This window comes from Actinomycetes bacterium, from assembly GCA_036000965.1.
In the GTDB taxonomy this organism is placed as follows: domain Bacteria; phylum Actinomycetota; class CALGFH01; order CALGFH01; family CALGFH01; genus DASYUT01.
In genome coordinates, this window is record DASYUT010000301.1 from 1 (window position 1) to 25,674 (window position 25,674).

The window sequence follows — 25,674 nt, forward strand, 5'->3', positions numbered from 1 at the left end:
CGAGGTAGAGCCCGGTCAGGCCGCCGGGGAGGCACCGTGAGCACCGTGTTCAGCCACGGGCGGCTGCGCCTGTACCTGCTCAAGCTGCTGGAGGAGAGCCCCCGGCACGGGTACGAGGTGATCAGCCTGCTCGAGGACCGCTTCATGGGGATGTACGCGCCGTCGCCGGGCACGGTCTACCCGCGGCTGCAGCGGCTCGAGGCCGAGGGGCTGGTCACCCGCAGCCAGGAAGGCGGGCGCAAGGTGTACCGGATCACCGACGCCGGCCGCGAGGAGCTGGACCGGCGCCGGGACGAGCTGGCCGACCTGGAGGCCGACATCCACAGCTCCGTGCGCGACCTGGCCAAGGAGATCCGCGAGGAGGTCCGCGGCACCATCCGTGACTTCAAGCAGGAGCTGAAGCAGGCCGCCCGGGAGATGCGCCGCGAGCAGCGGCACGAGAGCCGGCAGCGCGGGGAGCGGCACGGGCGCCCCTGGTCTGAGGACTGGAGCGGGTCGGCGCCACACGGCCGGGACTGGACCGGGGACTGGTGCTCGCCGTCGGCCGAGGAGCTCGAGCAGCGCCTGCAGCGGTTCCTGCACCTGACCCACCAGCTCGCGCACCGGATGCAGCTCACCGAGGCCCAGGTCCGCGAGTGCGCCGCCATCCTCGACGAGGCGTTCGACCGCATCCGGCAGACGCTGCGCCACAAGCGCTGAGCGGCACGATGCCCCGCTCGGCCGGCGGCTGCGCAGCTTCGTGGTCGCCGCTGGCAGCCGCCGTGACGTGTTGACGGGTCCGGGGACAAGTGGTGCGATCATCGGTATGAACGATGTGGTCGAGCGTGTCCTGGCCGTGGTCGAGCGGATCCCCTCCGGGCGGGTGCTGTCCTACGGCGACGTGGCCGAGCTCGCCCCGGCGCCCACCCCCCGCGACGTCGGGCAGGTGCTGCTCAGGCACGGCGACGGAGTGCCCTGGTGGAGGGTGCTGCGTGCCGACGGCACGCCAGCACCCCACCTGCGCGACCGGCAGCTCGCGCTGCTCCGGGCCGAGGGGACGCCGATGACGCCGTTCGGGGAGGGGGTCGACCTGCGCCGCGCCAGGTGGGCCGCTGCCCAGTGGGGAGACGGCGAGCAGGCGTCGCTGTTCGACTGAGCCGAGCCGCGCGGCGGCCGCCGCCCGTGGAGCAACGCCCGGTGGCCAGGGCGACACCGCAACAGCCAGGATCACCGCGAGACGAGGAGGGACCGTGACGGGAGACCCCGCGCGCTTCACCCGGCCGGACCCGGAGCGGCAGCAGGTCGCCTTCGTGCTCGGGGGTGGCGGGATGCTCGGCGCCCACGAGGTCGGCATGCTGCAGGCGCTGGCCGAGGCCGGGATCCGGCCCGACCTGATCATCGGCGCCTCGGTCGGCGCGCTCAACGGCGTCGTGGTCGCGGCCGACCCGGCTGGCGCCGTGCCTCGGCTGGTCGAGATGTGGCGCGACGGCGTGGCCAGCGAGGCGTTCGCCGGCTCGCTGTTCGGGCGGGTGGCCACGCTGGCCCGGTCCGGAACCCACCTCCACCCCAACGAGCCGCTCAAGCGGCTGCTCGAGGACCTGCTGCCGGTCGAGCGCATCGAGGAGCTGGCCGTGGCCTTCCAGTGCGTGGCCGCGAGCATCGAGCGCGCCGCGGCACACTGGTTCACCAGCGGGCCGATCGTCCCGGCGGTGCTCGCCTCCACCGCCGTGCCCGGCCTGCTGCCCCCCGTCCGGGTGGGGGACGAGCACTTCCTCGACGGCGGGCTGGTCCACAGCATCCCGGTCAGCCGCGCGGTGACGCTCGGCGCCGGCACCGTCTACGTCCTCCACGTCGGCCGCATCGAGCGTCCCCTGGAGGCACCGCGGCGCCCTTGGGAGGTCGGCCTGGTCGCGTTCGAGATCGCCCGCCGCCACCGCTTCGCCGAGGAGATGGCGGCGCTCCCGCCCGGTGTGACCGTGCACGTCCTGCCCGCGGGCGTGAACGGCGCCCAGCGCGGCGCCGACCTGTCCCAGCTCCGCTACCGGGACGTCTCCCGCGTCGACGAGCGCATCGAGCGGGCGTACGCGGCGTCCGCCGCCTACCTGGCCGGTGGCGGGTGAGCGGCGTGCTCCCGCCCCGCATCGTCCGACGGCTGGTGCTCGCGCCGCTCGTGCTGGTGGTCACCGTGGCCGTGGGCATCAACGTGCCCTTCCTGGTGCTCCTGGCCGTTGCGGTGTCGCCCTGGCTCCCGGGCCGCTGGCGGGCGCTCCGGCTGCTCTACCTGGGCCTGGCCTGGCTCGCTCTCGAGTCGATCGCGCTCTTCGCGTGCCTGGGGCTGTGGGTCACGAGCGGCTTCGGCGGGCGGCTGCGCTCCGAGCCGTACCAGGAGCGGCACTACGCCATCATGCGCTGGTTCCTCACCACCCTGTACCGGGTGGCGACGCGCGCCTTCCGGCTGCGGGTGGAGGTCGAGGAGCCGGAGCTGACCCCGCAGGAGGCGGGCGCGCGCCTGGCCCGTCCGGTCATCGTGCTGAGCCGCCATGCCGGACCGGGCGACTCGTTCCTCCTGGTCCACCAGCTGCTGAGCAGGTACCGGCGCGAGCCCCGGATCGTGATGAAGGCCATCCTGCAGCTCGACCCCGGCCTCGACGTGATGATCAACCGCCTGCCCAACGCGTTCGTCGCGCCCGGGCGCGGCGCCGGCGCCATCCAGGAGATCGAGCGGCTGGCTGCGGGGCTCGGGCGCAAGGGGGCGCTGGTCATCTTCCCTGAGGGCGGCAACTTCACCCCGCGCCGCCGGCTCCGCGCGATCCGGCGCCTGGAAGAGCGCCACCGGGTCGAGGAGGCGATGCGCGCCCGGGCCATGGAGCACCTGCTGGCGCCGCAGCCGGGCGGGGCGCTGGCCGCGATCGCGGCGGCGCCAGCCGCCGACGTGGTCTTCGTCGCCCACACCGGCCTCGACCACATGGTCACCGTGGGCGACATCTGGCGCGGCCTGCCCATGGAGCAGGTCATCAAGGCGCGCTGGTGGCGCGTGCCCGCCGCCGAGGTGCCGCCCGGGCGCGCGGCGCAGGTCCGCTGGCTGTACGACTGGTGGGAGCGGATCGACGCCTGGATCGGCGAGAACCGCCCCACGGCGCTGCCGCACCCCGACCGCCCGGGCGCCCGGCCCCCCGCCTGACCGCGCCCGGCCGCCTGACCGCGTCCGGTCCCCGCCTGACCGCGCGTCTGGTGGTCGGCGCCACCCCGGTTCCGCTTCCCGGTCCAGACCGCCGTGGTCGACTGTTACGCCGACTGTTACGCCGACGCCAAGTGAGCGGGCGGGTCGGTCCGCTGCGAGCGCAGGCGTGCGAGCACCGCGGGCAGGTGCCCGGTATGCACCACGCCGAGCCGCTGGGTCGCGCGCGTGAGCGCGACGTAGAGGTCGTTCCCGCCGCGCGGGGACTCGGCCAGGATGGCTTCCGGCTCGACGACGACCACCGCGTCGAACTCCAGTCCCTTGGTCTGGGCAACGGTCAGCACCGCGATCGGTGCGTCGAGGACGGACGGGTCCTGCCCGGCCGCTGCCCCGGGCAGAGCGGCGGTGACGAGCCGGCCCAGCTCCTCCGCCTGCGCGGCGGGAACCAGCACGGCGAGCTTGCCGTCACCGACCGCGGCCGCCTCGGCGGCGACGGCAGCCGGCAGTTCGGCGGCGAGCGCGGTCGCGTCGACCCGCAGGCTCCATGGCGCGACGCCGCTCGCCCGCACCGACCTGGGCGGCTCGATCTCCCCGTCGACGCTTGCGAGCACGTCGGCCGCGACCGCCATGACCTCCTCCGGTGTGCGGTAGTTGACGGTCAGCCGCGTCTCCCGCCAGCCACCGGCCGCATGCGGGTCCAGGACGTGTGCCCAGGAGCTGGCGCCCCATGGCGCTCCCCTCTGCGCGAGGTCGCCGACGACCGTCATCGACCGGCTCGGGCAGCGCCGCATGAGCATCCGCCAGGCCATTGCGGAGACCTCCTGGGCCTCGTCGACGATGACGTGCCCGAAGGTCCACGTCCGGTCCTGGCCGGCCCGGTCCGCGATGCTCCGCTCCGCCATGCCACGGTGGTACCGGCCCACCAGGTCCGCCGGGTCGAGGCCGCTGGTGTCCGGGGCGTAGCGGGCGGCGTCCCCGATGGTGGCGACGGCCAGAACCTCACGCGCGTAGGCCAGCTCGCGCTGCTGCTGCTGCTCGGCCTGGCGGGCAGCAGCGTGCGCGGCCGCCCTGTCGTCCTCGCCCAGCAGGACGGCGGCCTCGTCGAGCAACGGGACGTCCGCCCATGTCCACCATGCGGGGGCGTCATCGTCCGGCCCCTCCGGGGGCTCGCGCAGCAGCGGCGCCCGCTCGGACGGGAGCAGGCCCGGCGCGGCGGACGCAAGTCGCTCGGGCGAGGCGAACAGGCCGGTGAGGAGCTGCTGGGGGGTGAGGCACGGCCACAGCCGGTCCAGCACCGCAACCACCTCGGGCGCGCCGGCGAGCTCGGCGTGGATGTCGGCCAGCTCGCCGTCCAGCAGCCGCTCGTTGGGCAGGTCGTCGTTGATCAGGTCGTCGTCTGGCAGGTCGACGTCTGGCAGGTCGACGTCTGGCAGGTCGACGGTCAGGCGGGTGGCCACCTGATGGGCGAGCGCCGTGAGCAGCTCGTGCTCGAAGACGCGCCTGGACCGGTTGTGCGGCGTGCCGGCCATGCGCGCCCGCTGCCGGGCCTGCTCGCAGGTCGCCCGGTCCAGGCGCAGCACCTGGCCGTCGACGGTGACCTCGAGCGTGTCGTCGGGCACGCGCTGGCGGTCGCGGACCGCCGCGGCCAGCACGTCGACCATGCGCAGGTCGCCCTTGACCGTGGCCGCCTCGACCGGCTCGCGACCGGTCGCGGTCACCCCCGGGTACAGGCCCTCGACCGTGGACAGGAGCACGTCGGTCTCGCCGAGGGAGGGCAGGACCTGCTCGATGTAGCGGAGGAAGGTCGGGTTCGGCCCGACCACCAGCACGCCGCGCCTGGCCAGCCGGTGGCGATGGGTGTAGAGGAGGTAGGCGGCCCGGTGCAGTGCGACGGCGGTCTTCCCGGTGCCGGGCCCGCCCTGGACGACCAGGATGCCGGGCAGGCCGGACCGGATGACGCGGTCCTGCTCGGCCTGGATGGTCGCGACGATCTCGCCCATGCGGCCGGTGCGGCTCGCGGTGAGGGAGGCGAGCAGCGCCGCCTCGCCGCTCAAGCGGCCGCGCTCGTCCTGGCTCAGCGCGTCGAGGTCGAGCGCGTCGTCATCGATGCCCGTGACCACGCGGTTCCTGGTCCGCAGGTGGCGGCGGCGCACGACGCCGTCGGGAGCGACCGGCGTGGCCCGGTAGAACGGCTGTGCAGCCGGGGCACGCCAGTCGACCAGCAGCGGCTCGCGCTCGTCGTCGAGCAGTCCCAGGCGCCCGACGTACAGGCGGGAGCCGTCCCGGCGGTCGAGCCGGCCGAAGCAGAGCCCGTTCTCCGCCGCGGCCAGCTGCGCGAGCCGGTTGGTGAGCCTGGCCACGAACGTGTCGCGGTCCAGTCGCGCCTGGAGGGTCCCGCCCCCCTCCTGCCGGAGGAACTGCGCCAGCCGCGCGCGGGTGCGGGCCCGCAACCCGTCCACCCGGCCGTACAGCATGGACACGTATGCCTGCTCCTGCTCGAGCTGCGTGAGCGCCTGCTCCTGCTCGAGCTGCGTGAGCGGGCTGTGCGGATGGTGCTGGGCACCATCGGGCAGACCGGCGGGTGCTTCGGTGTCATCACCCGGCCGGCCCGCCAGCTGGGTCTCGTCCCCGATCCGGAAGTCGTTCATGCTCCCCCTTGCCCGCGGTCGTGGTGTGCGGCGGTCGCGACTCGGTTGGCCAGGGTTGACAAATGGCCTCCTGTGTGGTAACGTCTCCCTGACGGATCCTTCCGTCTGTTTTGTGTGCACGCATGCCCGTGCCCGCATACCTTAACAGGGCACGGGCCACGGCGCCAGAGGCACGCCCCGTCCCTGAGCCGCCCGGCGCTCTCCGTGACGTGCGGCTGATCCTGAGCTGCCCGGCCTCTCCCTGACTGCGCGGCCTCTCCCTGACTGCGCGGCTCCTCCCTGACTGCGCGGCTCCTCCCTGACCTGCGGCTGATCCCTTCCGGCCGGGATCCGTTAGTGGTCCGTTAGGCCGGACGTGATCTCGTACTCCGGCACGCAACAAGTGGCGGACCCAGAATCACACCCCCAACGGCGAGATCGCCCCCCCAACGGCAAGATCGCCGGTTGCACGCGGGTTGGCCGGGACGGCCATCTCGCCAGATGCGACCAACAGGAGTAGCCCCCATGGCATGGCAGCTGCCTGGCCTCCCCGTTCGTCTGTCGTCGTCCATACGGTCGTGCTGCGCGCTGTTGGCGCTGCTCGCGCTCGTGCTGGTCGCGGCCCTCCCTCCCGGTACGCCGGCCGCCCCCGACGAGGCGGGCGGCTCGCTAGGACAGGGCGGCGTGACCGCGGCGCGCGCGACCGTCCCGCTCATCGTCCGGGAGCGCGACCCCGGCTCGGCCCGGGCCGAGCGGCTGGTGCGCCAGCTCGGCGGGACCGTGACCCACGAGCTCCCGATCATTGGCGGCTTCGCGGCCCGCATCCGCGCCGACCGGCTCCCGCGCCTGCTCGGCTCCCCGGCGGTCCAGCGCCTCTGGCCGGACGGCCGCATCCGCATGCACGGCCTCACCGGCGGCGACGGGGACGGCGACGACCCGAAGGACCACGACCCGCTTCCCGCCGACCGGACCTGGCGCAAGGCGATCGGTCTGGACCGGCACCGCCGGGGCGGCGAACCGTCCACCGTCGCCCTGCTCGACACCGGCATCACCCGCACGCCTGACCTCGACGGCCGGGTGCTGGCTCGGGTGGACCTGACCGAGGAGCGCGACGGCTACGACCGCTTCGGGCACGGCAGCCATCTCGCCGGCGTGATCGCCGGCAACGGCGAGATGATGGACGGCAGCGCGGGCGGCAGCAGCGGGGGTGGCTATCAAGGCGCCGCGCCCACGGCCCGGCTCGTGTCGGTGAAGGTGGCCAACTGGAGCGGGGCCACCGACGTCTCGGTGGTGCTCGCCGGCCTGCAGTGGGTGGTCTCCAACCGGGTCCGCCTCGGCATCAAGGTCCTGAACCTGTCCTTCGGCACCGACTCCACCCAGAGCTACCTGGTCGACCCCCTCGACTACGCGGTCGAGCGGGTGTGGCGGTCGGGGATCCTGGTGGTGGTGGCGGCCGGCAACGACGGCGAGCTCGTGTCGCCCACCATCCGCAAGCCCGGCGACGACCCCTTCGTGCTCACCGTCGGCGCGGCCGACCTCAACAACACGAGCAGGACCGGCGACGACGTGGTAGCGCCGTTCTCGAGCCGGGGCACGACCGCCGAAGGCGTGGCAAAGCCGGACCTGGTCGCGCCGGGCACCTCGATCCTCGGCATCCGCGCCGTGGACAGCACGATCGACCGTCTCCGTCCGGCCGCGCGCTACAACCGCCACTACTTCAAGGGGACCGGCACCTCCCAGGCCGCCGCGGTCGTCTCCGGCGTCGCCGCGCTGCTGTACCAGGAGGACCCGGCCCTCCGGCCCGACGTCGCCAAGGCGGCGCTGCTCGACACCGCGCAGCAGTACCTTGCCGGCCAGCCCGGCGCGGGCGCCGGCCTGGTGGACGCCGGCGCCGCGACCGCGGCGGTGAGGCGCGGGGCGTACCGGTCCCACCCTGCCAACCAGGGCCTGCGGTCCTCGACCGGTCGCGGCTCCCTGGAGGCCAGCCGCGGGTCGCTGCGCGCGTACACTGACCTTGACGGCGACGGTGCGCCGGAGCCGGTCGCCGGCGAGGTGGACGCGCTCGGGAGGGTATGGGATGCGGCCGCGTGGACGGCCACGTCTTGGACAACCGCGACGTGGCCATGGTCGCCCTGGTCCCGCCTGGTGGCCGAGGCTCCTGGGTGGGAGGTCGAGCCCCAGGGCGGGGACTCCTGGAGCGGCATGGGCTGGGACGCCAGGTCCTGGAGCATCAAGCACTGGGGCGGCCTCGGAGACGACCCGAGTGCCTGGGAGATCAAGCACTGGGGCGGCCTCGGAGACGACCCGAGCGGCTGGGAGATCAAGCACTGGGGCACCTTCGGAGTCGACCCGAGCGGCTGGGAGATCAAGCACTGGGGCGCCGAGAGCTGGAGTTGAGACAGGCGCGGGCCGCCGGCGGCCGCCGGCGGCCCGCGCGCTCATCGGGCTGGTCACGCTGGGCGGCCTGGGATGCCTGGCGTTCCGGCTCCCTGAGGTGGCCCGGTGGGACGCGACCGAGCTGTGGGCCTGGGTGGCGCTGACCACGCTCAGCGTGGTCCTGGAGCAGTTCCCCCTCCCGCTGCCCTATGGCGACGAGCGGCAGGTCTTCTCGCTCGTCGACGCGGTCTGGGCGGCCGCGCTGCTGGTGGCCGAGCCCAGCGTGCTGACCCTGACGGTTGCCGCCGGGCTCCTCCTGGGACAGGCCTTCCAACCCTGGCCGTTGCACAAGAAGGCCTTCAACCTGGGCCAGCACCTCATCGGGATCACCGTTGCCGAGCTGGTCTACCAGGCCCTCGCGCCCGCGAGCCCCACCTCGCCCGCCGCTTGGGGAGCGGCGGGCGCGGCCATGGGAGCGCTGTACGTCCTGAACGAGATGGCGGTGGCGCTGGTCGTCTCGCTGATGGAGGGTGCGCCGTTCTGGCGGGTGCTGGCGGCGCCGTTCCGCCTCACGCTGATGAACTGGGCGGGTAGCCTGGCCATCGGCCTGCTCGGCGGGGTGCTGTGGGCCACCGCCCCGCTGATCGTGCCGCTGCTGCTGGTCCCGCTGGCGCTCTCCTACCTGACCCAGCGGGGGTGGCGGGCCAGGCTGCGGGAGCGTGACCAGATGCGGGACATCGCGCACACGGCCAACGCCATCTCCGAGCAGGGTGATCTCACCAAGCGGGTGCCCGAGACCGACGAGCGCAACGAGGCCGAGCTGCTGGCGGCCACGATCAACCAGATGCTGGACCGGCTCGAAGCGGCGTTCCAGCGGGAGCGACGGTTCATCAGCGAGGCGTCACACGAGCTGCGCACGCCGCTGACGATCTGCCGCGGGCACCTCGAGGTGCTGGGCACCGACGCCCCGCCGCAAGAGGTGGCCGAGACCCACCGGCGGGTGATCGGGGAGCTCGCGCACATGGGCCGGATCGTCCAGGACATGGCCACCCTGGCCAAGGCCGAGCACCCCGAGTTCCTGCGACCGGAGCAGGTCCCACTCGACAGCTTCGTGGACGAGCTGGCGGCGAACGCGGCGCCGCTGCTCGACGGGCACCTGCGCGTCGAGCCTGTGCCACCTGGCATGGTCCTGCAGGCGGACCCGCAGCGGCTCACCCAGGCGCTGCTCAACCTGCTGCGCAACGCCGCGCTCCACGCCGCGGGCGGCAGCCCGGTGGAGCTGCGGCTGGTCGGGGAGCCGGACGGGGTCCGCTTCGAGGTCGAGGACCGCGGTGGCGGCCTGCCAGCCGGGGAGGAGGAGGGGGTCTTCCAGCCGTTCCGCCGGCTCAACACCGCGGTCCCCGGGACCGGGCTCGGCCTTGCCATCGTGCGCGGCATCGCCGAGGCGCACGGCGGCTCGGCGGGTGCCCGCAACCGTCCCGGCTACGGCGTGACGTTCTGGCTCTTCGTCCCCTGGTCGTGATCTGCCACCAGGCGGTAGCCCATGCCCCGCACCGTCTGGATCAAGCCTTCACCGAGCTTGCGGCGTAGATGCCCGACGTAGACGTCCACCACGTTGGACCCGGGATCGAAGTCCAGCCCCCAGACCCGCGACAGCAGCCGCTCCCGGCTCAGCACCTGCCGCGGGTGCCGCAGGAACATCTCGAGCAACGCGAACTCCCGGGCGGTCAGATCGAGCTCGCGCCCGTGCACGCGGATCCTCCGCGTGCGCAGGTCCAGGGCCAGCCCGGCGACCTCCAGCACCATCACCTGCTCGCCCTCGCGCCGGCGCAGCCGGGCGCGGATGCGCGCCAGTAGCTCGTCGAACGCGAACGGCTTGGTGAGGTAGTCGTCCGCGCCCTGGTCGAGGCCCTCGACCCGGTCGGCGGTGTCGCCACGGGCGGTGAGCACGATGACGGGCACGTGGTTGCCCGTGGCGCGCAGGCGGCGCAGCACGTCGGTGCCGTCCAGGTCCGGCAGTCGCAGGTCGAGCACGACGAGGTCGACGTCGGCCTGCCTGGCCAGGGCCAATCCTCCGGCGCCGGTGACGGAGTGCTCCACGGTATAGCCGTGGGCCCGCAATCCCTTCAGCAGGAACGATGCGATCTCTGGCTCGTCCTCGATGACAAGAAGCTTCATCAGCCACGCCCCTTGCCAAGAGCATCTCGCCGAGCCACCGGTCCATGAAGCTCTCTTTATTCTAAAGCCTTTTTCACCTGGCGATCTAGGTATGAGAGAGATCGCTATCTATCCTCACGTTATCGCCGAGCCCGAAGTAAAGGGGGCAACAATGCAACGCAACGCACGCCGACCGGGCATGGGGGCCAGGAGGATCGTGCCGCTGGTGGCAACCGTCGGTGTCGCCGCCATGCTCCTGTCCGTCATGGCCGTGCCCGCATCCGCCCACGAGGGAAGGAAGGTCGGCAAGTACGAGCTGGTCGTCGGCTTCGGTGACGAGCCCGCCTACGCGGGTTCCAAGAACAGCGTCCAGCTCATGGTCAGCGACGCCAGCGGCAAGCCCGTGACCGACCTGGACGTCAGCAAGGTGGCGGTCCACGGCTTCTACGGCACCAAGGCCGATCCCGCCCTTCCCAAGATCGTCCTGCCCCTGGAGCCGCACTTCGGCGACGAGTGGGGCACCCCGGGCGACTACCAGAGCTTCTTCGTGCCCAGCGCGCCGGGCCGGTACAGCTTCCACGTCCACGGGGCCATCAACGGCCAGAAGGTCAACCAGGTCTTCACCTCCGGCCCCAAGACCTTCGGCGACGTCCTGGATCCCACCAAGACCGCCTTCCCTGCCCTCAAGGACCCGAGCACCGGGCAGCTCGCCCAGCGGCTCGACCGCGAGGTGCCCCGCCTCACCGCCTCGGTGCAGAGCGTCCTGGCCCTGAGCCGGGCCGCCGAGCGGCGCGCGGACGGCAAGCTCGCGCAGGCCCGCCAGCTCGCGTTCGCCGGGATGCTGCTCGGGCTGATCGGGATCGTGCTCGCCGGCATCGCCATGGCAGCCGCGCGCAGCGCCCGGCGCAGGGCTCAGGCGCCTCCGGTCCCGGCCCCGCCCGCGCCGCTGCGGGCCGATCCCGAGCCGACCCAGGAGCTCAACAAGCTCCGGGTCTGAGCCGGTCCGATGCGACGCCTGGCAGCTGCCGCCCTGCTCGCCGGCCTGTGGCTGCTCGCCACAGGCCCGGCGGCCGGGGCCCACGGCAACCTTCGTGCCTCCCAGCCCGCCGACGGGTCCGCGCTCACCCAGCCGCCGCAGGCGGTGCGCCTGGAGTTCAGCGAGGCACCGGAGCGGGCGCTGTCCGCCGTGCACGTGCTCGACGCCAGCGGGCGCCCGGTCGAGCGGGGCAGGGTGCAGCCGGTCCCCGGGCAGCCGCGTGCGCTGAGCGTGCCGCTGGACGCGCTGGGTTCGGGGGTCTACACGGTGAGCTGGCGGGTGGTGTCGCGCGTGGACGGGCACACCACCAGGGGCGTGTTCGCCTTCGGCGTCGGCGACCAGGCCCCCGGCACGATCATCGGCGTCGAGCCAGCGGCCGTGCGGCAGTCGGGCGACCCGCCGACCGGCCTGGGCGTGGCCGGCCGCTGGGCCGTCTACTGGGGCTTCGCCCTGCTCATCGGGGCGGCCGCGACCGGTCTGGCGGTGTTCGACCGCCGCCTGCCCGGACGGCCCGCCCGCCTGCTGGTTACCGCCCTGCTGCTGGCCGCCGCAGGGCTGGTGCTCATGGCGGTGGCAGCGGCGACGGCGGCGGAGGTGTCCCTGGTCCGGCTGGCCGGGTCGGCCACGGGCCTGTGGCTGCTCGGCCGTGGTGCGGCGCTGCTCGTGGCCGCCTGGGCAGTGGCGCTGCTGCTGACCCGCCCCAGCCCGGCCCGGCACCTGGCCCGGCCAGGGCCCCTGGCCTCGGCACGGCCTCTGGCCGTCCTGGCCCTGGCCGCCGCCGGCGGCCTGCTGGTGCACACCCTGGCCGGCCACGCCGCCGCCCCGTCCCCGCTGCGCGGGCTCAACCTGCTGGCCCAGTGGGCCCACCTGGTCGCGGTCGGCGTGTGGATCGGCGGCCTCGCCTGGCTGTTGCAGGGCCTGCGCGGCCAGTCCCGCGCCGAGCAGGTGACCGCGTCGGTGCGCTTCTCCCGGCTGGCCGCGGCCGGCCTGGTCGTGGTGGTGGCCACCGGTGTGGCCCGCACCCTGGACGAGCTGGGCGGCTGGCAGCGCCTGGCCGACAGCGGCTACGGGCGTGCCCTGCTGGTCAAGGTGGTGGTGTTCGCCGCGCTGGCGGGGATGGGCGCGGGCAACCGCTACCTGGTCATCCCCGCGCTGCGAGCCGGGCAGATCCCGGTCGCCCGGCTGCGGGGGACCGTCCGCGGCGAGCTGGGGCTGGCCGCGGTCGTGCTGGCCGTGGCGGCGCTGCTGAGCGAGCTGCCCCCCGGCGCCACGCCCGCGCCGGCGTCCCAGGCGCCGGCGGCGCCCACGACCGTGCAGGCGAGCGGGAGCGACTACGCGACCTCTCTGCGGGTCACCCTGACCGTCACCCCCGGCGTGGCCGGGCCCAATCGCTTCGCCGCCAGGGTGGCCGACTACGACACCGGCGCGCCCCTGCCGGTCCAGCGGCTCCGGCTGAGCAGCGCGCTGCGGTCCCGTCCGGACCTGGAGGCCTCCTCGCTGGACCTCGCCCGCGACGGCGACGGCCGCTGGCACGGGCAGGGCAACCTGCTGTCGATCGCCGGACGCTGGGACGTCACCGCTCTGGTCGAGACCGGCTCCCGCGTGCTGACCGTGCCGCTCGACGTCGAGATGGGCCTCCCCGGCGCGCCCAGCCCGCCCAGGCGCTGACCCGTCCGCCCCGTCTGGCCAGACACTGGTGCTTGCCTCGGTCTCCTACACGGGCATCACGCTCACCGACACCACCAACAACGTCTCCACTCCCGTCCCGGACGCAAGCAGGACCTTCGTCAACCTTCGCTGATCGTCCAGCCGAGTGGAATCGCCCGCGTCTCTCCCACGCTCATTACCGGCACACTGGACGACAAGCAGCCACCAAACGGGGGCCAACCGGCCCCCGTTTGTGTCGCATCCCTCACTTGGGGCCCGCCGGACAACTTGGCCAGGCCGAGCACCATTCACCTGGGCGTGTCGACCCAGGAACGTCTAGGTTGTCGCGCGGGGACCCCTAACGGGGCCGGTTTGGCCTGCCCAGCCGAGCGGTCAAGCAGAGCAGGCTATGTAGAACTGTGGATATCACCCCTATCGCCGCCCGCTAGAGAATTCCGTGTACCTTCGTGGCCAAGCGACTCCTCTCCCCAAATCGCCCGCTCACGGACGTGACCCAAACCGCGTGAGCACCAGTGGCATCAACACCTTCAAGCCTCCAGCGGGTTCTTCGAGGTCTGACTGGTACCGGTCGCGGCAGGCTGGCAGTCCCGCCGCGGCCGTGAGTTCGGGTGAGCGCGCGCCGGGACGCAGCCGGCGCCCTAGTGGACCGCTGGTCTCCAAGCGGTGGGGGGGAACGTCGCGTTGAGAAGGCCACTGTGCTGCCCTGAACCTGGCCCAGCTGCGGTGAACAAGGGACGTCCAAAAGCCAAATGAAATCTGAGACATAAGAGCCATATCTTGGATTTATGCCCTATCTACGGGCAACTCCCGCAGCAGGGAAGGAGATGGTGCGCCATGAGGGCGAACCCAATGTCCGGTTGATACCGGTCACCGCTGGCAGAAGACAGGCGACGGGGATCTCCCCCAGCGCCTGAACCGGTCCTGTGCCACCGAACCGGGGGGGTTGCATGGCCATCGTGTGGTGGGCTGCCCTCCGTCGGTCGGTCGACGCTTCCAATGGGGGGTTTTTTTCGATGAAGGTTTCAAGCTTGCGGCGTCGACTTGTGCGCCGCGTTGTCCTGCCGACCACCACCGCGATTCTGCTGGCCCTCGCGCTGGTCTACCCGGGCCTGGCCAACCTTACCGGCAGCCCGTTTGACGCCGGCGACGGCAACCTGGTGCTCAACGACGAAACCCAGGACTGGGCCAACGCACCCAACCTGGCGACCGCAGTCGACATTGTCGGGCGGGATGACAACTCGTTCGGCCAGGGCACCAAGGAGGACACCGCGGTCCCCACGGTGGTGACCGGGTCGATCCCGCCCAACAAGAGCGACCTGACCCGCTTCTACGTCGCCAACCAGCGGGTGGGCACCAAGCAGTTCCTGTACCTGGCCTGGGAGCGGGTGCAGGAGCCGTCGGGCACCACCAACATGGACTTCGAGTTCAACCAGTCGACCACGCTCAGCGGTAACGGGGTGACGCCGGTCCGCACCGCCGGGGATCTGCTGATCAAATACGACCTGTCCCAGGGCGGCACCACCCCGACCCTCGGGTTCCACCGCTGGGTGACCAGCGGCAACCCGGCCACGGTGTGCGAGGCCAACAACACGGTGCCGTGTTGGGGACCGGTGCAGAGCCTGGCCGGCAACTTCGAGGGGTCGATCAACGACCCGACCAACAACCCCCCGGCCGGCTCGGTCACCGACCCGATCCCGCCCAACAACCCCAGGACCCTGTCGGCGCGCACGTTCGGTGAGGCGGCCATCAACCTGACCGACTCTGGGCTGCTCCCGCCGGGCCAGTGTGACGCCTTCAGCGGCGCCTACCTCAAGAGCCGCTCGTCGGACGCGTTCACCGCGGCGGTCAAGGACTTCATCGCGCCGGTCCCGGTGAGTATCTCCAACTGCGGCGAGATCATCATCCGCAAGGTCACCGACCCCAGCCCGGACCCGACCACCACCAGCTTCGACTTCACCCTCACCGGCGGGCCGTCCAGCCTGAACCAGTCGTTCAGCCTGCACGACGGCGAGCAGCACAGCAGCGGCCAGGTCTTTGCGGGCTCCGGCTACAGCGCCGCGGAGACCGTGCCGACGGGCTGGCAGCTGGTGAGCGCGACCTGCGACGACGGCAGCCCGGTGACCAACATCGACGTCGCCGTCGACGAGAAGGTCACCTGCACCTTCACCAACCGCACCCGCGGCACGATCAACATCCACAAGCAGGACGACCTCGGCAACCCGCTTGCGGGTGCGGTCTTCACCCTGTTCGTGGACAACCCGCCGCTCAACGGGGCGGCGCCGCACGGCGCCGAGGACACCGCCACCGCCAAGACCTGCACGACCGGCGCGGACGGCAACTGCACCATCAGCGATGTCGTGCCCGGGCGGTACTGGGTGGTGGAGACCACCGGGGTGCCAGACCACGACACTGCGGCCGACCAGAACGTGGTGGTCGGTGCTGGCACCACCCTGTCGCTGACGTTCGTCAACCCGCGCCAGCACGTCATCATCGTGCTGGTCTGCCACGAGGGCACCAACACCCTGGCCGCCAGCCAGGTGACCAACGGCACCAGCTCGGCGACGTCGCTGTCGTCGCCGCCATCGGGGCTGACCGAAGCCCAGCTGTGCGCCCTTGGCGGCGCCCGCTTCGGCAACAAGCCGCACGGCCCCAAGAACCTGACCGTCGACGTCGGGAGCGCTGCCCACTAGGGGAGCCAGCCGCCACCGCGACGAGGGGCCGGCAGCTGGCCGGCCCCTCGTCCACCCCGACCTGAAGGGTGTTCACGATCCCGCAACTGGCGGCCCGGGTCTCGAGTACCTCAGCAGCATGGCCGCTCGGCCATGCCGGCGACGTCCTCAAGGCTGGCACGCCGCCCTTCGAAGCCGCCCGGTCTGCCGGGCGACAGACGACCCCGGGCCTTGGGCCTGGTCCCCCCGCCCGGGCCCGGGGTCCATCAACCTGCAACCTGACCTCAGCCACTCCGACCCCGGGCGCTGCTGGCCTCGGACAAGCCAGACCTCAAGCAGTTCCTCCTGGCTGCTCCGGATCTCGGCGCCCTCGAGCTTGACCGCTTGGACGAGCGGGCGCGAATCGTTGGGTGAGGTATTCATTGAAGGGAAGTTGCAAGGCTGTCATGACTGGAACCTAAGCCAATTCAAGGACCTGACCCACCGAGGTCATTGAGATCGTCCGCAATGCGTGCCGTTGCCTGCTCGTCGCCGACTTCCCGAAACATCCTCAGGGCCTGACCCGAGCAGTTCATCGCCTCGTCATGATGCCCTAGAGCCCGGTGCAGCTCGCCCAAATCTTGCAGCGTGCGTGCCTGCCAGCGGAGATCATCAAGCGCATTGAAGAGCTTGAGGCTTTGCCGGTAGTGTTCGATTGCGCCGTCCAGGTCGCTGCGGTCACGCTGAGTATCGCCTAGACCGCGTATGGCACGTGCCTCACCATGCTGGTCACCGAATTTGTGTAGGATGCCACGAGCCTTCTCAAAGGACTGGACGGCCTTTCCCAAGTCGCCCTGCTCGCGGTAAACCCCACCCAGGCTGCGTATGACCCGCGCCTCCCAGCGGAGATCGTCGAGTTCTCGAAAGATTGTTCTACAGTTGTTGAGATACTCAACAGCGATATCTTGGCGCCCCTCGTCTCGGTAGAGATCACCCAGGTTGCGCAGTACCCGCGCCTCACCGTGCGGGTCGCCGAGATCTCGAAATATCTCGAGAGATCTCTGCAAGCTCTCGATCGCCTCCAACGACCGGCCCACATCTCGGTATGTCCGCCCAAGACTGCGTAGAGTAGCGGCCTCCCAGCGGCGGTCGCCGAGTTCCAAAAAGACTGCCAGTGCCCGCTGGAAGTAGGTAGCCGCCTCAACCGAACGGCTCTGGTCTCGATAGGCTCTGCCCAGGCCACGCCACACGCGAGCCTCGCAAAGTCGATCTCCCAGCTCTTGAGAGATTGCAAGGCTCTCATTGAACCTTGAGATCGCCTCGTCCCATTCGTCTCGTTCAAGGTGTAGCCTAGCCAGCTGGCGAAGGGTGAGTGCCTCGCCGCGCCGGTCGCCAGCTCGGCGGGCGGCGTCGAGAGCCAGCTCGTGGGTTTCGTGCCAGGCATACCAGCGAGCGCGGAGCTCGAAGAAGTCGGTCAAAGTGACGGCGAGCTGCCAGGTCAACTCCCAGAACCCGCGTTGGTGGGCCTGCCGCACATTGGCGATCAAGTGATCACGCTCGACCGTGAACCATACACGGGGATCACCTACTTCAGCCTCGGCCAGGCTGGACATGCTCCCTTGCCGCGATTGTGCACCTCGTTCTGCGACTTCCGGCAAGGCACCGGGTGTTAGCTTGGCGGCCGCCACCTGCGCGACAGCGAGGTAGGCATGGAGGACCCGCTCATGCGCCGCGCGCTGGGCGCTTTCAGGCTCATTTCTGGCGAGACGCTCGCGGGCGAAGGTTCGTAGCAGGTCGTGTAGGCGGTAACGTGGCTGCCCGGACGCACCGCCTCGAGCGGTCTCGACGAGCTGCGCGTCCAGCAGGGCGTCGAGAAGAATCTCGGCGTCCTCAACGGAGACGTCTCGGAGCGCTGCCGAAATAAACGCGGTGAAGTCGACAGCCTCTAGCAGGCCTAGAGCGTCAAACAAACGCTGCTCGTCCTTGTCGAGGCGATTATAGCTCAACATGAAGCTTGCCCGGACCTCTGAAAACAGGACTCCAGGGCCAAGTCGACTGCACTCCCTCCTGAGGCGCCCAAGATACGATTCCAGCGACCAGCGCGGTCTAACCCTGAGCAAGCCACCAGCAATGCGAACCGCGAGGGGCAGGTAACCAAACAGGTGCACGATTTCTCGTGTCGCCTGCGGCTCAGTTTCCACTCGATTGTAGCCTTCCAGTTTGGCGAGCAGCTCCACCTCCTCTGGGGAGAAGACGTCCAAGGCCTCAATCGTGACGCCCTCAAGCCCCACCAGGGAGCGGCGGCTCGTGATGATTGCTCCGCAAGTCGAGCTTCCGGGTAGGAGATGGCGCACTTGCTTGGTATCGGCCGCGTTGTCAAGGACAACCAGGATTCGCCGACCAGCCAAGCGGGCTCGATATAGTCGAGCCCGATCCTCAACCCTGCTCGGATCCAGAAGGGCGCCGCCCTTTTACCCCCAGTGCCCGCAGAAATTCAGCAAGAACATAGCTGGGCGAAGCAGGATGCCCATGAAAACCGCGCAAATCCGCATATAGCTGACCGTCAGGAAACTGTGAGCTTAGCTCGTGGGCCGCTCGAATGGCTAGAGCGGTCTTCCCAACGCCTGGTTTGCCGACGATCCCTACTACCGCAGTAGATCTCGTTTGATCGTGCCGATGCAACAGGTCTTGTACTCGCGCCAACTCCTCACGGCGACCGGTGAAGTCATGAATATCGCGCGGAAGGTGAAAGACGTCTCCGGAAGAAATCTTTACTGAGGAATCGCTGTTTCCAGCCTCCTCTTTGGAAGGCTCGAACCCTGTGTCCCGTGCAGCTTCCCACAGCTTGACAAGATCGCCTTTCTGCAGCTCAAGGCTCGTCTGTTGGCGTTGCGCTTCCTCGAGTAGAGTGTTCTCAATCGCCTCAACAAGCCGTCTTTCTCCGGGAAGTTTGCCATTTTGAACCCAGCGAGAGACGGCCGCGTCGGTTACCTCAATGTGACGAGCGAGCCAGTTCTGGGGCTTGTCCAGTACGTCAAGCGCCTTCCTCATACGGCTAATGAACTCCGGCGAGGCCAGCCGCTCTCTCTGCCTCCTGTCCGTCGCCATCGGAAGCAACCGCCTTCCCGGCTAGTCCGTACTGCGATCGACGATGCGATCGTTCTGACTGTCTACATCAGGAATTATGGCAGAAGTTACCGGATCTGAAAAGGCCCTCTCAGTTGAGCCGTCAATATTGTTCAACAGATATCAATTGATCTTTAAGTCTTGCGACCGCCTGCATGAAGTCCGTATTACAGCTGTTACGACTCACGCAGTTTACTGCCCACACAGGCGGTTGCGTGAGCGATCCTTCCTAAGGCGAAGGGGTGAGGAAGATGACGGATGCCCGTGCAGCAGTCCGCTTGGGAACTCGTTCCGGGCGACGCAGTTGTCGGCACCAGCCGGTTCTTTCGTGGGCACGCTGCTACTGCGTTTACTGTCATGGGCTCGGTTGCGGCGGCTGGTGTCGCTGGTGCCCATAATGGCATGCCAGTGCCTTCCCCGTGCTGAGCCCTGCCAACATCTCCTCGGGCGCCGGACAGGCGAGGAGGGGCGGCGGATCGTCGCCCCTCCCATGGTGCCTCGGGTCGCCGAGCGCCCGCACCGGTTGAGCCGGAGCACGCCGGGTCGGTGCGCGTGACGCCTGCTGGCCATCCCCACGCCATCGAGCCCGGCGAGCTTCGTCCTCCGGTGCGAAGCCATCCTGCCTGCCCGAGACTGCGCTGATCGGCGCACCACGCGAAGATGTAACACCCTTGGGCGGTCTGTCGCTCTTTGTCTTGGATGTGGCGAAGCCGCGAAGAGGGGGGTGCGCTGCTTGCCCTCCGTGTCGGTCCCGGGAGGGATGCCCATGCTCGTGGCACGACGAAGCCGGCTGCTGGTGATCGCCATGGCGATCACCCTGCTCGGGGGGGCGATGTGGCTGTCTGGCCGCGCCGCCGCCGCCCCCAACCCACCAGGCAACAACGGCACCGTCAAGATCGACGATGTCCCGTTCGACGACGCGCCCGACAACGAGCCGCACGTCGGCTGCACCTTCCAGGTCGACTTCTACGGCTTTGACGAGGGCGACCTCAACGCCGACGTCACCTTCGAGTCGCATCCGCCGACTGGCCCGGTCCGGGTGCTGCTGACCGACAGGGTCTTCATCGGTGAGGATGACAATTCCGGCGGTGGCAGCCAGGCCGGGCTGGACGCCTCGGAGACCTACACGCTGGACTTCACCGGGATCGAGCCGCACCCCAACCAGGGCTTCCACGTCAAGCTGACCATCAACGCCGAGGGTTCGCAGGGCGCCGACGTCAAGCACAAGGTGTTCTGGGTGACCGGCTGCGTCCCCGCGCCGACCACGACCACCACCATCGCCCCGACCACCACCGCGGCGCCGACCACCACCGTCGCGCCCACGACGAGCGTCGCGCCGACGACCACCGTCGCGCCGACGACCACCGTCGCGCCGACCACCACGGTCGCGCCGACCACCACGGTCGCGCCCACGACCACGGAGGCGCCGACCACCTCGACCCCTACCTCATCCACGCACTAGGACCCACGCACTAGGACCCCAGGTCCCCGAGCCCTGCCCGGCCGGCGTGAGCGGTTCACCGTCCCCGCCGGCCGGGCAGCGGTCACGACCAAGTGGTGTTCCCTGCTACGACGAGGAGACCGAGCGGCTTCCGGCCACCCGGACCGCCCCCCATCTGGGGGAGGTCAAGGGGGTCCCTGATCGTTGCGGCAGCCACCATGGTCCCGCCATCGGGGTGCCCGGGTGGAACGGTCACCAGCGCGGCGTCGCTCCTCTGACGATGGTGACGCAGCGCCGGCTGGGAAGCCCGGGCGCTGTCACCTGCCAGCCGTGGCCGGCGTCACCTTGGCCGAGGCGAGCTGGGCGTGGGCCCGCGGTGACCCAGATCTCTTCTCCACAACGACGCATTGTTCTTCGGGTATTACACCGGATGATCTCATGTATCAGATCTCCGCCATTCCGTCTCTGCTCCAAGGAGCGCCGAGGGCGGCCTCGGCCCTTTCCCGGATCGACGGAGGCCACGGTGGACGGCACCAGCAGGACCGCACCGAATACGTCCCCCGCGGACGCCACAAACGACGTCCGCGCGCGCCTGGACGGGATGCATGCGCAGCTCGACACGATAAAAGGCGAGGTCGACGCCCTGCAGACTGGCTTCGCGGAGAAGCGGCAGCCGTGGTACAGGCAGGCCTCCGTCCTGATTGCCGTCGCGGCCCTCGCGCTGTCCTTCACCACCACGTTCTATTCCGAGCAGCGCACCCGGGAGCAGGATGTGCGCACCGCCCGCGTAGAGCTAAGCCAACTGATCCAGCGCCTCACCGCGCTACCGAAGGAGAATTTCGAGCTCCGCCAGAAGTACTCAACCAATCCCTTCGCGGTGACCACCCTGTCGGGCTCCTTGAACTCCGAGAACATCGTCCTTGCGAAGCGGGCGGCGGAGATCATCGAGACGCTGCCGTCCGAAAAGGTCTCCGCGGTCGAATGCTATGCCGTCGCCCAGGCGCTCAACCTGGCCGGGCTCTACGACCGAACCATCCGGCTGCTCGAGCGCGGCCTCCGTGTCGCCGATGACGCAACCGACCTGAGCACCCTGCTGCGCACCTATGGTCAGCTCCTTTTCGCGACGAACGACCTCGCCGGCGCCCGGGCGAAGTACGAGGAAGCGTTGCACGTGTTCGAGCGGTTCCCGACCAGGGTCTCGCACTTCGTCGAGTCCAGCTATGCCTTCACGGAGCTTACCTGGGCCGGGAGCGAGCTTGGCGCCCGTCAGTGCCCCGAGGCCAACCTCCACCTGCTGAGAGCCGCGCGCCGTATCGCTCGGCTCAGCGCCGACACGTGGGGGCTGAACGGTCTCCTGACCCAAACCCGCAAGGCCGCCAGCACCTGCAAACCGATGAGCTGAAGGAGCCGGGTCCTGCCTGACCGGGGCGCGACCCGGAGGTCGCGGTGCTACGTCCAGGGTTGGAGTTCTAACGGGGCTTTGCCCGGCCCGACGAGCGGTGTGGTGTGGGTTGCCGGTCTTGTGTCCCACGGGTTGATGGGCTCCGGCCGAGCGCACTACGTTGCGAGGGTAAGCCTCGCCTTGAACCGCCCGAAGCGGTTGGTGCCCGTCAAGGGCAACGACGACCGGAGCCCACGATGATGCTACCCCGCAGCGCCGGCGAGGTCCTCGACCTGCGGCGGCTGCGCCTGCACGGGCTCCTCGAGCGCATCGCGGGCACCCACCGCTACCGGGTGACCAGCTACGGTCTTGCCACTGCGTTGCTGCTCACCCGCACCTACACCCGCGTTGTGTTGTCGGGTGCCAGGCGACCACCACCTACGCTCGTGCGATGGACCTTGCCTTGACGCGCCGCGGCGACTACGCGGTCCGTGCTGCGCTCTGCCTGGCCAAGCTGGGGGGTGACGGCCGATACCTGAAGATCCGGGACGTTGGCCTTGACGCTTAACGTGGAGCTTCATACTCTACGAAGCCGCTGCCCCTCGAGACTCGGCCACCCGAGAGGATGCGTCAACGGATGGAGCCGTCCCCAGACCCTGCGGACCAGGCCCGGTGAGCGACCCTACGGGTCGGGCCGGCAGCGCCCGGGGACTGGTGCGGCAGTCAACGACCGTGCGGGCCAGCCTGGCCGGCGCGATCGCGGCGGCGGTCACCGCGGCGGCGATCCTGGTCGGCAGCCGCGGTCTGCGCTATTTCGACGCCGCGCTGGTCGGGTACGCCACCGCGACGGTGTTCCTGGCGTTCGGGGTCGCCTACCGCTATGCCGTCTGGGTGTCCAGCCCGCCGGCCCGCCGCTACCTGCGCCGCGGCTGGGGGGCGTTCTTCTCCTGGCGCAACTTCCGCCGGCTGCCGACGGCGGTGCCGCGCTCCCTGGTCACCTATTTCGGCTTCCAGGCCTTCCTGCGCGCCCGCGGCCGGGGTCGCTGGCTCGCCCACCAGCTGCTGTTCTGGGGGGTGGTGCTGGCCACCGTGATCACCTTCCCGCTGACGTTCGGCTGGTTGGCCTTTCTCTCCGACAGCGCCACCGGTCCGAGCTACTCGATCTACTTCCTCGGGTTCCGAACGGTCAGCTTCGACGCGCTGTCGCTGGCCGGCTGGGTGGTCTTCCACGGCCTGGACGTCGCCGCGGTGCTGGTGCTGGCCGGCTGCGGCTACTTCCTGTGGCGTCGCTTCCGCGACCGCGAGGCCAGCACCGGGCAGCGCTTCGGCTACGACTTCTTCCCACTGGTCGGCCTGGTCGCCATCTCGGTCACCGGGCTGCTGCTGACCTTCTCGAGCTGGCTGCTGGACGGGCGCAGCTACGACTTCCTCGCGATCGCCCACATGGCGACGGTGGTGCTGACGCTGGTGTTCATCCCGTTCGGCAAGTTCTTCCACGTCATCCAGCGCCCCGCCAGCGTCGGCGTCGAGGTGTACAAGCGATCGGCACTCGACCGCGACGGAGTGTTCCCCTGCCGGCGCTGCGGGCAGCCGCTGGAAGCCAAGGCGTTCGTCGCCGATCTGCAACAGACCATGGAGGAGCTCGGCTTGGGGTTCCCGGAGTGGGCCGAGACCTGCCCGCGCTGCAAGCGGGTCCTGCGTGGCCAGGCCTACCTCGACAGCGTCAAGCGGGGGTTCCGGTGACCACCAAGGCCCGCTATCCGATCGTGCCGCCCGGGGTCGGGGACTTCCGCGGCGAGGCCGGCGGGGAGCCGGCCGCCCATTGGAAGGCGACGGTGGCCGGTGAGCGGCTGGTCCCCACCCACTGCTCGTTCTGCGGGGTGCAGTGCGGCATGTACCTGCGGGTCGCCAAGGGCAGGGTGGTCGGCGTGGAGCCCCGCAACCACGACATCAACAAGCTGCGGCTGTGCCCCAAGGGGGTGGTCGCCTACCAGCAGGTCCACCATCCCGACCGGCTGCTCACCCCGCTCGCGCGCGACCGCCGCGACGCGCCGCTGCGGCCGGTCTCCTGGGACGCCGCCCTGGACCGGGTGGTGGGCGAGATCCAGCGGGTCCAGGCGGCGTACGGGCGCGACGCGTTCGGGGTGCTGGGCGGGGCCAGCATGACCACCGAGAAGACCTACCTGGCCGGCAAGTTCGCCCGGGTGGCGCTGCGCACCCGCCATATCGACTACAACGGGCGGCTGTGCATGGTCTCGGCGGCGGCTGCCAACAAGAAGGCGTTCGGCATCGACCGGGCCGGCAACCCGTGGGCCGACCTGCTCGAGACCGAGGTCATCATCGTCGCCGGGACCAACATCGCCGAGTGCTTCCCGGTCGCCATGCAGTACTTCTGGGGCGCCAGGGACCGCGGCGCCAAGCTGGTGGTGGTCGACCCGCGCGAGACGCCGATGGCCCGCACCGCCGACGAGCACGTGGCGCTGCGGCCGGGCACCGACGCCGCCTTCTACAACGGGCTGCTCCACGTGCTGGTCCGCGACGGGCTGACCGACGAGCGGTTCATCGCCGAGCACACCGTCGGGTGGGAGGCGGTGCGCGACACCGTCGCCGCCTACACCCCCGAGCGGGTGGGCGAGATCTGCGGGCTGGACCCCCGCCAGGTCGAGCGGGTCGCGCACCTGTGGGGCCGTGCCCGGCGCGCCTGGGCGGCGCACGGGCGCGGGCTGGAGCAGCACCTCCAGGGCGTGGACAACGTCCTGGCTTGCATCAACGTGTCGCTGGCCACCGGGCAGATCGGCCGGCTGGGCGCCGGCTACGGCACGCTCACCGGCCAGGGCAACGGCCAGGGCGGCCGCGAGCACGGCCAGAAGTCCGACATGCTGCCCGGTATGCGCGACATTGAAAACCCCGAGCACCGCGCCTATATCGCCAAGGTGTGGGGCATCGACGAGGCCGACCTGCCCGCCAAGGGCACCTCGATGCAGGAGATGGTCTGGCAGATGGCCCGCGGCGAGATCCGCGGGCTGCTGGGGATCTGCAACAACCCGCTGGTGTCGCTGCCCAACCAGGCGGTGGTGCGAGCCGGCTACGACGCGCTGGAGTTCCACGCCCAGTCCGACTTCTTCCTGTCCGAGACCGCCGCCCGCGCCGACGTGGTGCTGCCCACCACCGTCTGGGCCGAGGACGAGGGGCTGGTCACCAACGGCGAGGGCCGGGTGATCAAGTACAACAAGGCCGTCGAGCCGCCCGGGGAGGCGCGCACGGACTGGGAGATCCTGTGCGAGCTGGCCCGCCGGCTCGGGGTGGGCGACAAGTTCTCCTTCACCAGGCCGGCGGAGATCCTGGACGAGCTGCGGGTCGCCTCCCGGGGTGGGGTGGCCGACTACTACGGCATCACCTACGAGAAGGTCGAGGCGACCGGCGGGGTCTTCTGGCCCTGCCCGACCCTGGACCACCCGGGCACGCCGCGCCCGTTCGAGGGCGGCCGCTTCTACCACCCCGACGGCAAGGCCCGCTTCCACGCCGTCGAGTGGCGCCCGCCCGCGGAGCCGCCAGACGCGGAGTACCCGCTGCGGCTGACCACCGGACGGACGGTCGCCCACTTCCTGTCCGGCAACCAGACCCGCCGCCTGCCCGGCCTGGTCGAGCAGACCCCGCGCCCCTGGGTGGAGGTGCACCCGTCGCTGGGGTTCGCCGACGGCGACCCGGTGCGGGTGGTGAGCCGCCGCGGACAGGCGACCTACCCGGCGCTGGTCACCGAGGCCATCCGCCCCGACACGGTGTTCGTCCCCTACCACTGGGCCGGCCGGGTCGCGGCGAACCTGCTCACCATCGACGCGCTGGACCCGATCTCCAAGATGCCCGAGTTCAAGGTCTGCGCCTGCCGGGTCGAGCGCGGCCAGGCCGTGGACGCGGTGCCCGAGCCGCCGATGCCGCCCGGGCGAGCGCCGTACGCCGCCGAGACCGCGCCGCTCGCCGAGCGGCGCTCGCCGACCATGCCCCAAGGCCGGGGCACCGCCGAAGGATGAGCGCGAGCACCCGGGCGAACGCCCGGGAG

At 70.6% G+C, this 25,674-nt stretch carries 18 protein-coding genes; 14 read left to right on the forward strand and 4 right to left on the reverse strand.

Going from position 1 to position 25,674, the window contains the following annotated elements:
* The first annotated feature begins 36 nt into the window (after nt 1–36).
* The 4 genes from VG276_26510 (at nt 37) to VG276_26525 (ending at nt 3,160) form a co-directional block, all read left to right on the forward strand.
* Nucleotides 37–699 (forward strand): helix-turn-helix transcriptional regulator, encoded by a 663-nt coding sequence (locus VG276_26510; GenBank protein ID HEV8652843.1) that lies wholly within the window; start codon nt 37–39, stop codon nt 697–699.
* Nucleotides 700–805: 106 nt separating this feature from the next.
* Nucleotides 806–1,135, forward strand: a complete 330-nt coding sequence (locus tag VG276_26515; GenBank protein ID HEV8652844.1) for an MGMT family protein — start codon at nt 806–808, stop codon at nt 1,133–1,135.
* A gap of 94 nt (nt 1,136–1,229) precedes the next feature.
* Nucleotides 1,230–2,099, forward strand: coding sequence for a patatin-like phospholipase family protein (locus tag VG276_26520; GenBank protein ID HEV8652845.1), 870 nt, complete (start codon nt 1,230–1,232; stop codon nt 2,097–2,099).
* A gap of 5 nt (nt 2,100–2,104) precedes the next feature.
* Nucleotides 2,105–3,160: a 1-acyl-sn-glycerol-3-phosphate acyltransferase gene (locus tag VG276_26525; GenBank protein HEV8652846.1), complete on the forward strand. Its 1,056-nt coding sequence runs from the start codon at nt 2,105–2,107 to the stop codon at nt 3,158–3,160.
* A 116-nt stretch (nt 3,161–3,276) separates the two neighbouring features.
* On the opposite strand, the gene VG276_26530 is transcribed toward VG276_26525, so the two are convergent.
* A complete protein-coding gene (locus VG276_26530; protein HEV8652847.1) occupies nt 3,277–5,631 on the reverse strand; it encodes an ATP-binding domain-containing protein in 2,355 nt (784 codons plus the stop codon).
* 678 nt (nt 5,632–6,309) lie between these two features.
* Here VG276_26530 and VG276_26535 point away from each other — a divergent pair.
* Together VG276_26535 and VG276_26540 are read left to right on the forward strand one after the other, a co-directional pair.
* A complete protein-coding gene (locus tag VG276_26535) occupies nt 6,310–8,181 on the forward strand; it encodes a S8 family serine peptidase (GenBank protein ID HEV8652848.1) in 1,872 nt (623 codons plus the stop codon).
* Nucleotides 8,182–8,278: 97 nt separating this feature from the next.
* Nucleotides 8,279–9,682, forward strand: coding sequence for a HAMP domain-containing sensor histidine kinase (locus VG276_26540; protein HEV8652849.1), 1,404 nt, complete (start codon nt 8,279–8,281; stop codon nt 9,680–9,682).
* Here the strand turns inward: VG276_26540 and VG276_26545 are convergent.
* A complete protein-coding gene (locus tag VG276_26545) occupies nt 9,643–10,341 on the reverse strand; it encodes a response regulator transcription factor (protein HEV8652850.1) in 699 nt (232 codons plus the stop codon). The two genes, VG276_26540 and VG276_26545, sit on opposite strands and share 40 nt — an antisense overlap.
* A 202-nt stretch (nt 10,342–10,543) precedes the next feature.
* Here VG276_26545 and VG276_26550 point away from each other — a divergent pair, with 202 nt between their 5' ends.
* The 3 genes from VG276_26550 to VG276_26560 all read left to right on the forward strand — a co-directional run bounded on the left by VG276_26550 (nt 10,544) and on the right by VG276_26560 (nt 15,711).
* Entirely contained in the window at nt 10,544–11,314 is a 771-nt protein-coding gene (locus VG276_26550) for a hypothetical protein (protein HEV8652851.1), read from the forward strand.
* Nucleotides 11,315–11,323: 9 nt separating this feature from the next.
* Entirely contained in the window at nt 11,324–13,021 is a 1,698-nt protein-coding gene (locus VG276_26555; protein ID HEV8652852.1) for a copper resistance protein CopC, read from the forward strand.
* Nucleotides 13,022–14,049: 1,028 nt separating this feature from the next.
* On the forward strand, nt 14,050–15,711 hold the full coding sequence (locus VG276_26560) for a prealbumin-like fold domain-containing protein (protein ID HEV8652853.1): 1,662 nt from the start codon (nt 14,050–14,052) through the stop codon (nt 15,709–15,711).
* A gap of 446 nt (nt 15,712–16,157) precedes the next feature.
* On the opposite strand, the gene VG276_26565 is transcribed toward VG276_26560, so the two are convergent.
* Both VG276_26565 and VG276_26570 read right to left on the reverse strand, forming a co-directional pair.
* Nucleotides 16,158–17,930 carry a tetratricopeptide repeat protein gene (locus VG276_26565; GenBank protein HEV8652854.1) on the reverse strand — a complete coding sequence of 591 codons (1,773 nt, stop codon included), beginning with the start codon at nt 17,928–17,930 and terminating at the stop codon, nt 16,158–16,160.
* Between the two features lie 175 nt (nt 17,931–18,105).
* Nucleotides 18,106–18,720 (reverse strand): AAA family ATPase, encoded by a 615-nt coding sequence (locus VG276_26570; protein ID HEV8652855.1) that lies wholly within the window; start codon nt 18,718–18,720, stop codon nt 18,106–18,108.
* Between the two features lie 847 nt (nt 18,721–19,567).
* On the opposite strand from VG276_26570, the gene VG276_26575 reads away from it, so the two are divergent.
* The 5 genes from VG276_26575 to VG276_26595 all read left to right on the forward strand — a co-directional run bounded on the left by VG276_26575 (nt 19,568) and on the right by VG276_26595 (nt 25,645).
* Nucleotides 19,568–20,257 (forward strand): hypothetical protein, encoded by a 690-nt coding sequence (locus VG276_26575; protein HEV8652856.1) that lies wholly within the window; start codon nt 19,568–19,570, stop codon nt 20,255–20,257.
* A 502-nt stretch (nt 20,258–20,759) separates the two neighbouring features.
* A complete protein-coding gene (locus tag VG276_26580; GenBank protein HEV8652857.1) occupies nt 20,760–21,638 on the forward strand; it encodes a hypothetical protein in 879 nt (292 codons plus the stop codon).
* A 236-nt stretch (nt 21,639–21,874) separates the two neighbouring features.
* On the forward strand, nt 21,875–22,084 hold the full coding sequence (locus VG276_26585) for a hypothetical protein (GenBank protein ID HEV8652858.1): 210 nt from the start codon (nt 21,875–21,877) through the stop codon (nt 22,082–22,084).
* 205 nt (nt 22,085–22,289) lie between these two features.
* A complete protein-coding gene (locus VG276_26590; GenBank protein ID HEV8652859.1) occupies nt 22,290–23,360 on the forward strand; it encodes an MFS transporter in 1,071 nt (356 codons plus the stop codon).
* Nucleotides 23,357–25,645, forward strand: a complete 2,289-nt coding sequence (locus tag VG276_26595; protein HEV8652860.1) for a molybdopterin oxidoreductase family protein — start codon at nt 23,357–23,359, stop codon at nt 25,643–25,645. The genes VG276_26590 and VG276_26595 overlap by 4 nt, the downstream gene beginning before the upstream one ends.
* The last annotated feature ends 29 nt before the right edge of the window (nt 25,646–25,674 follow it).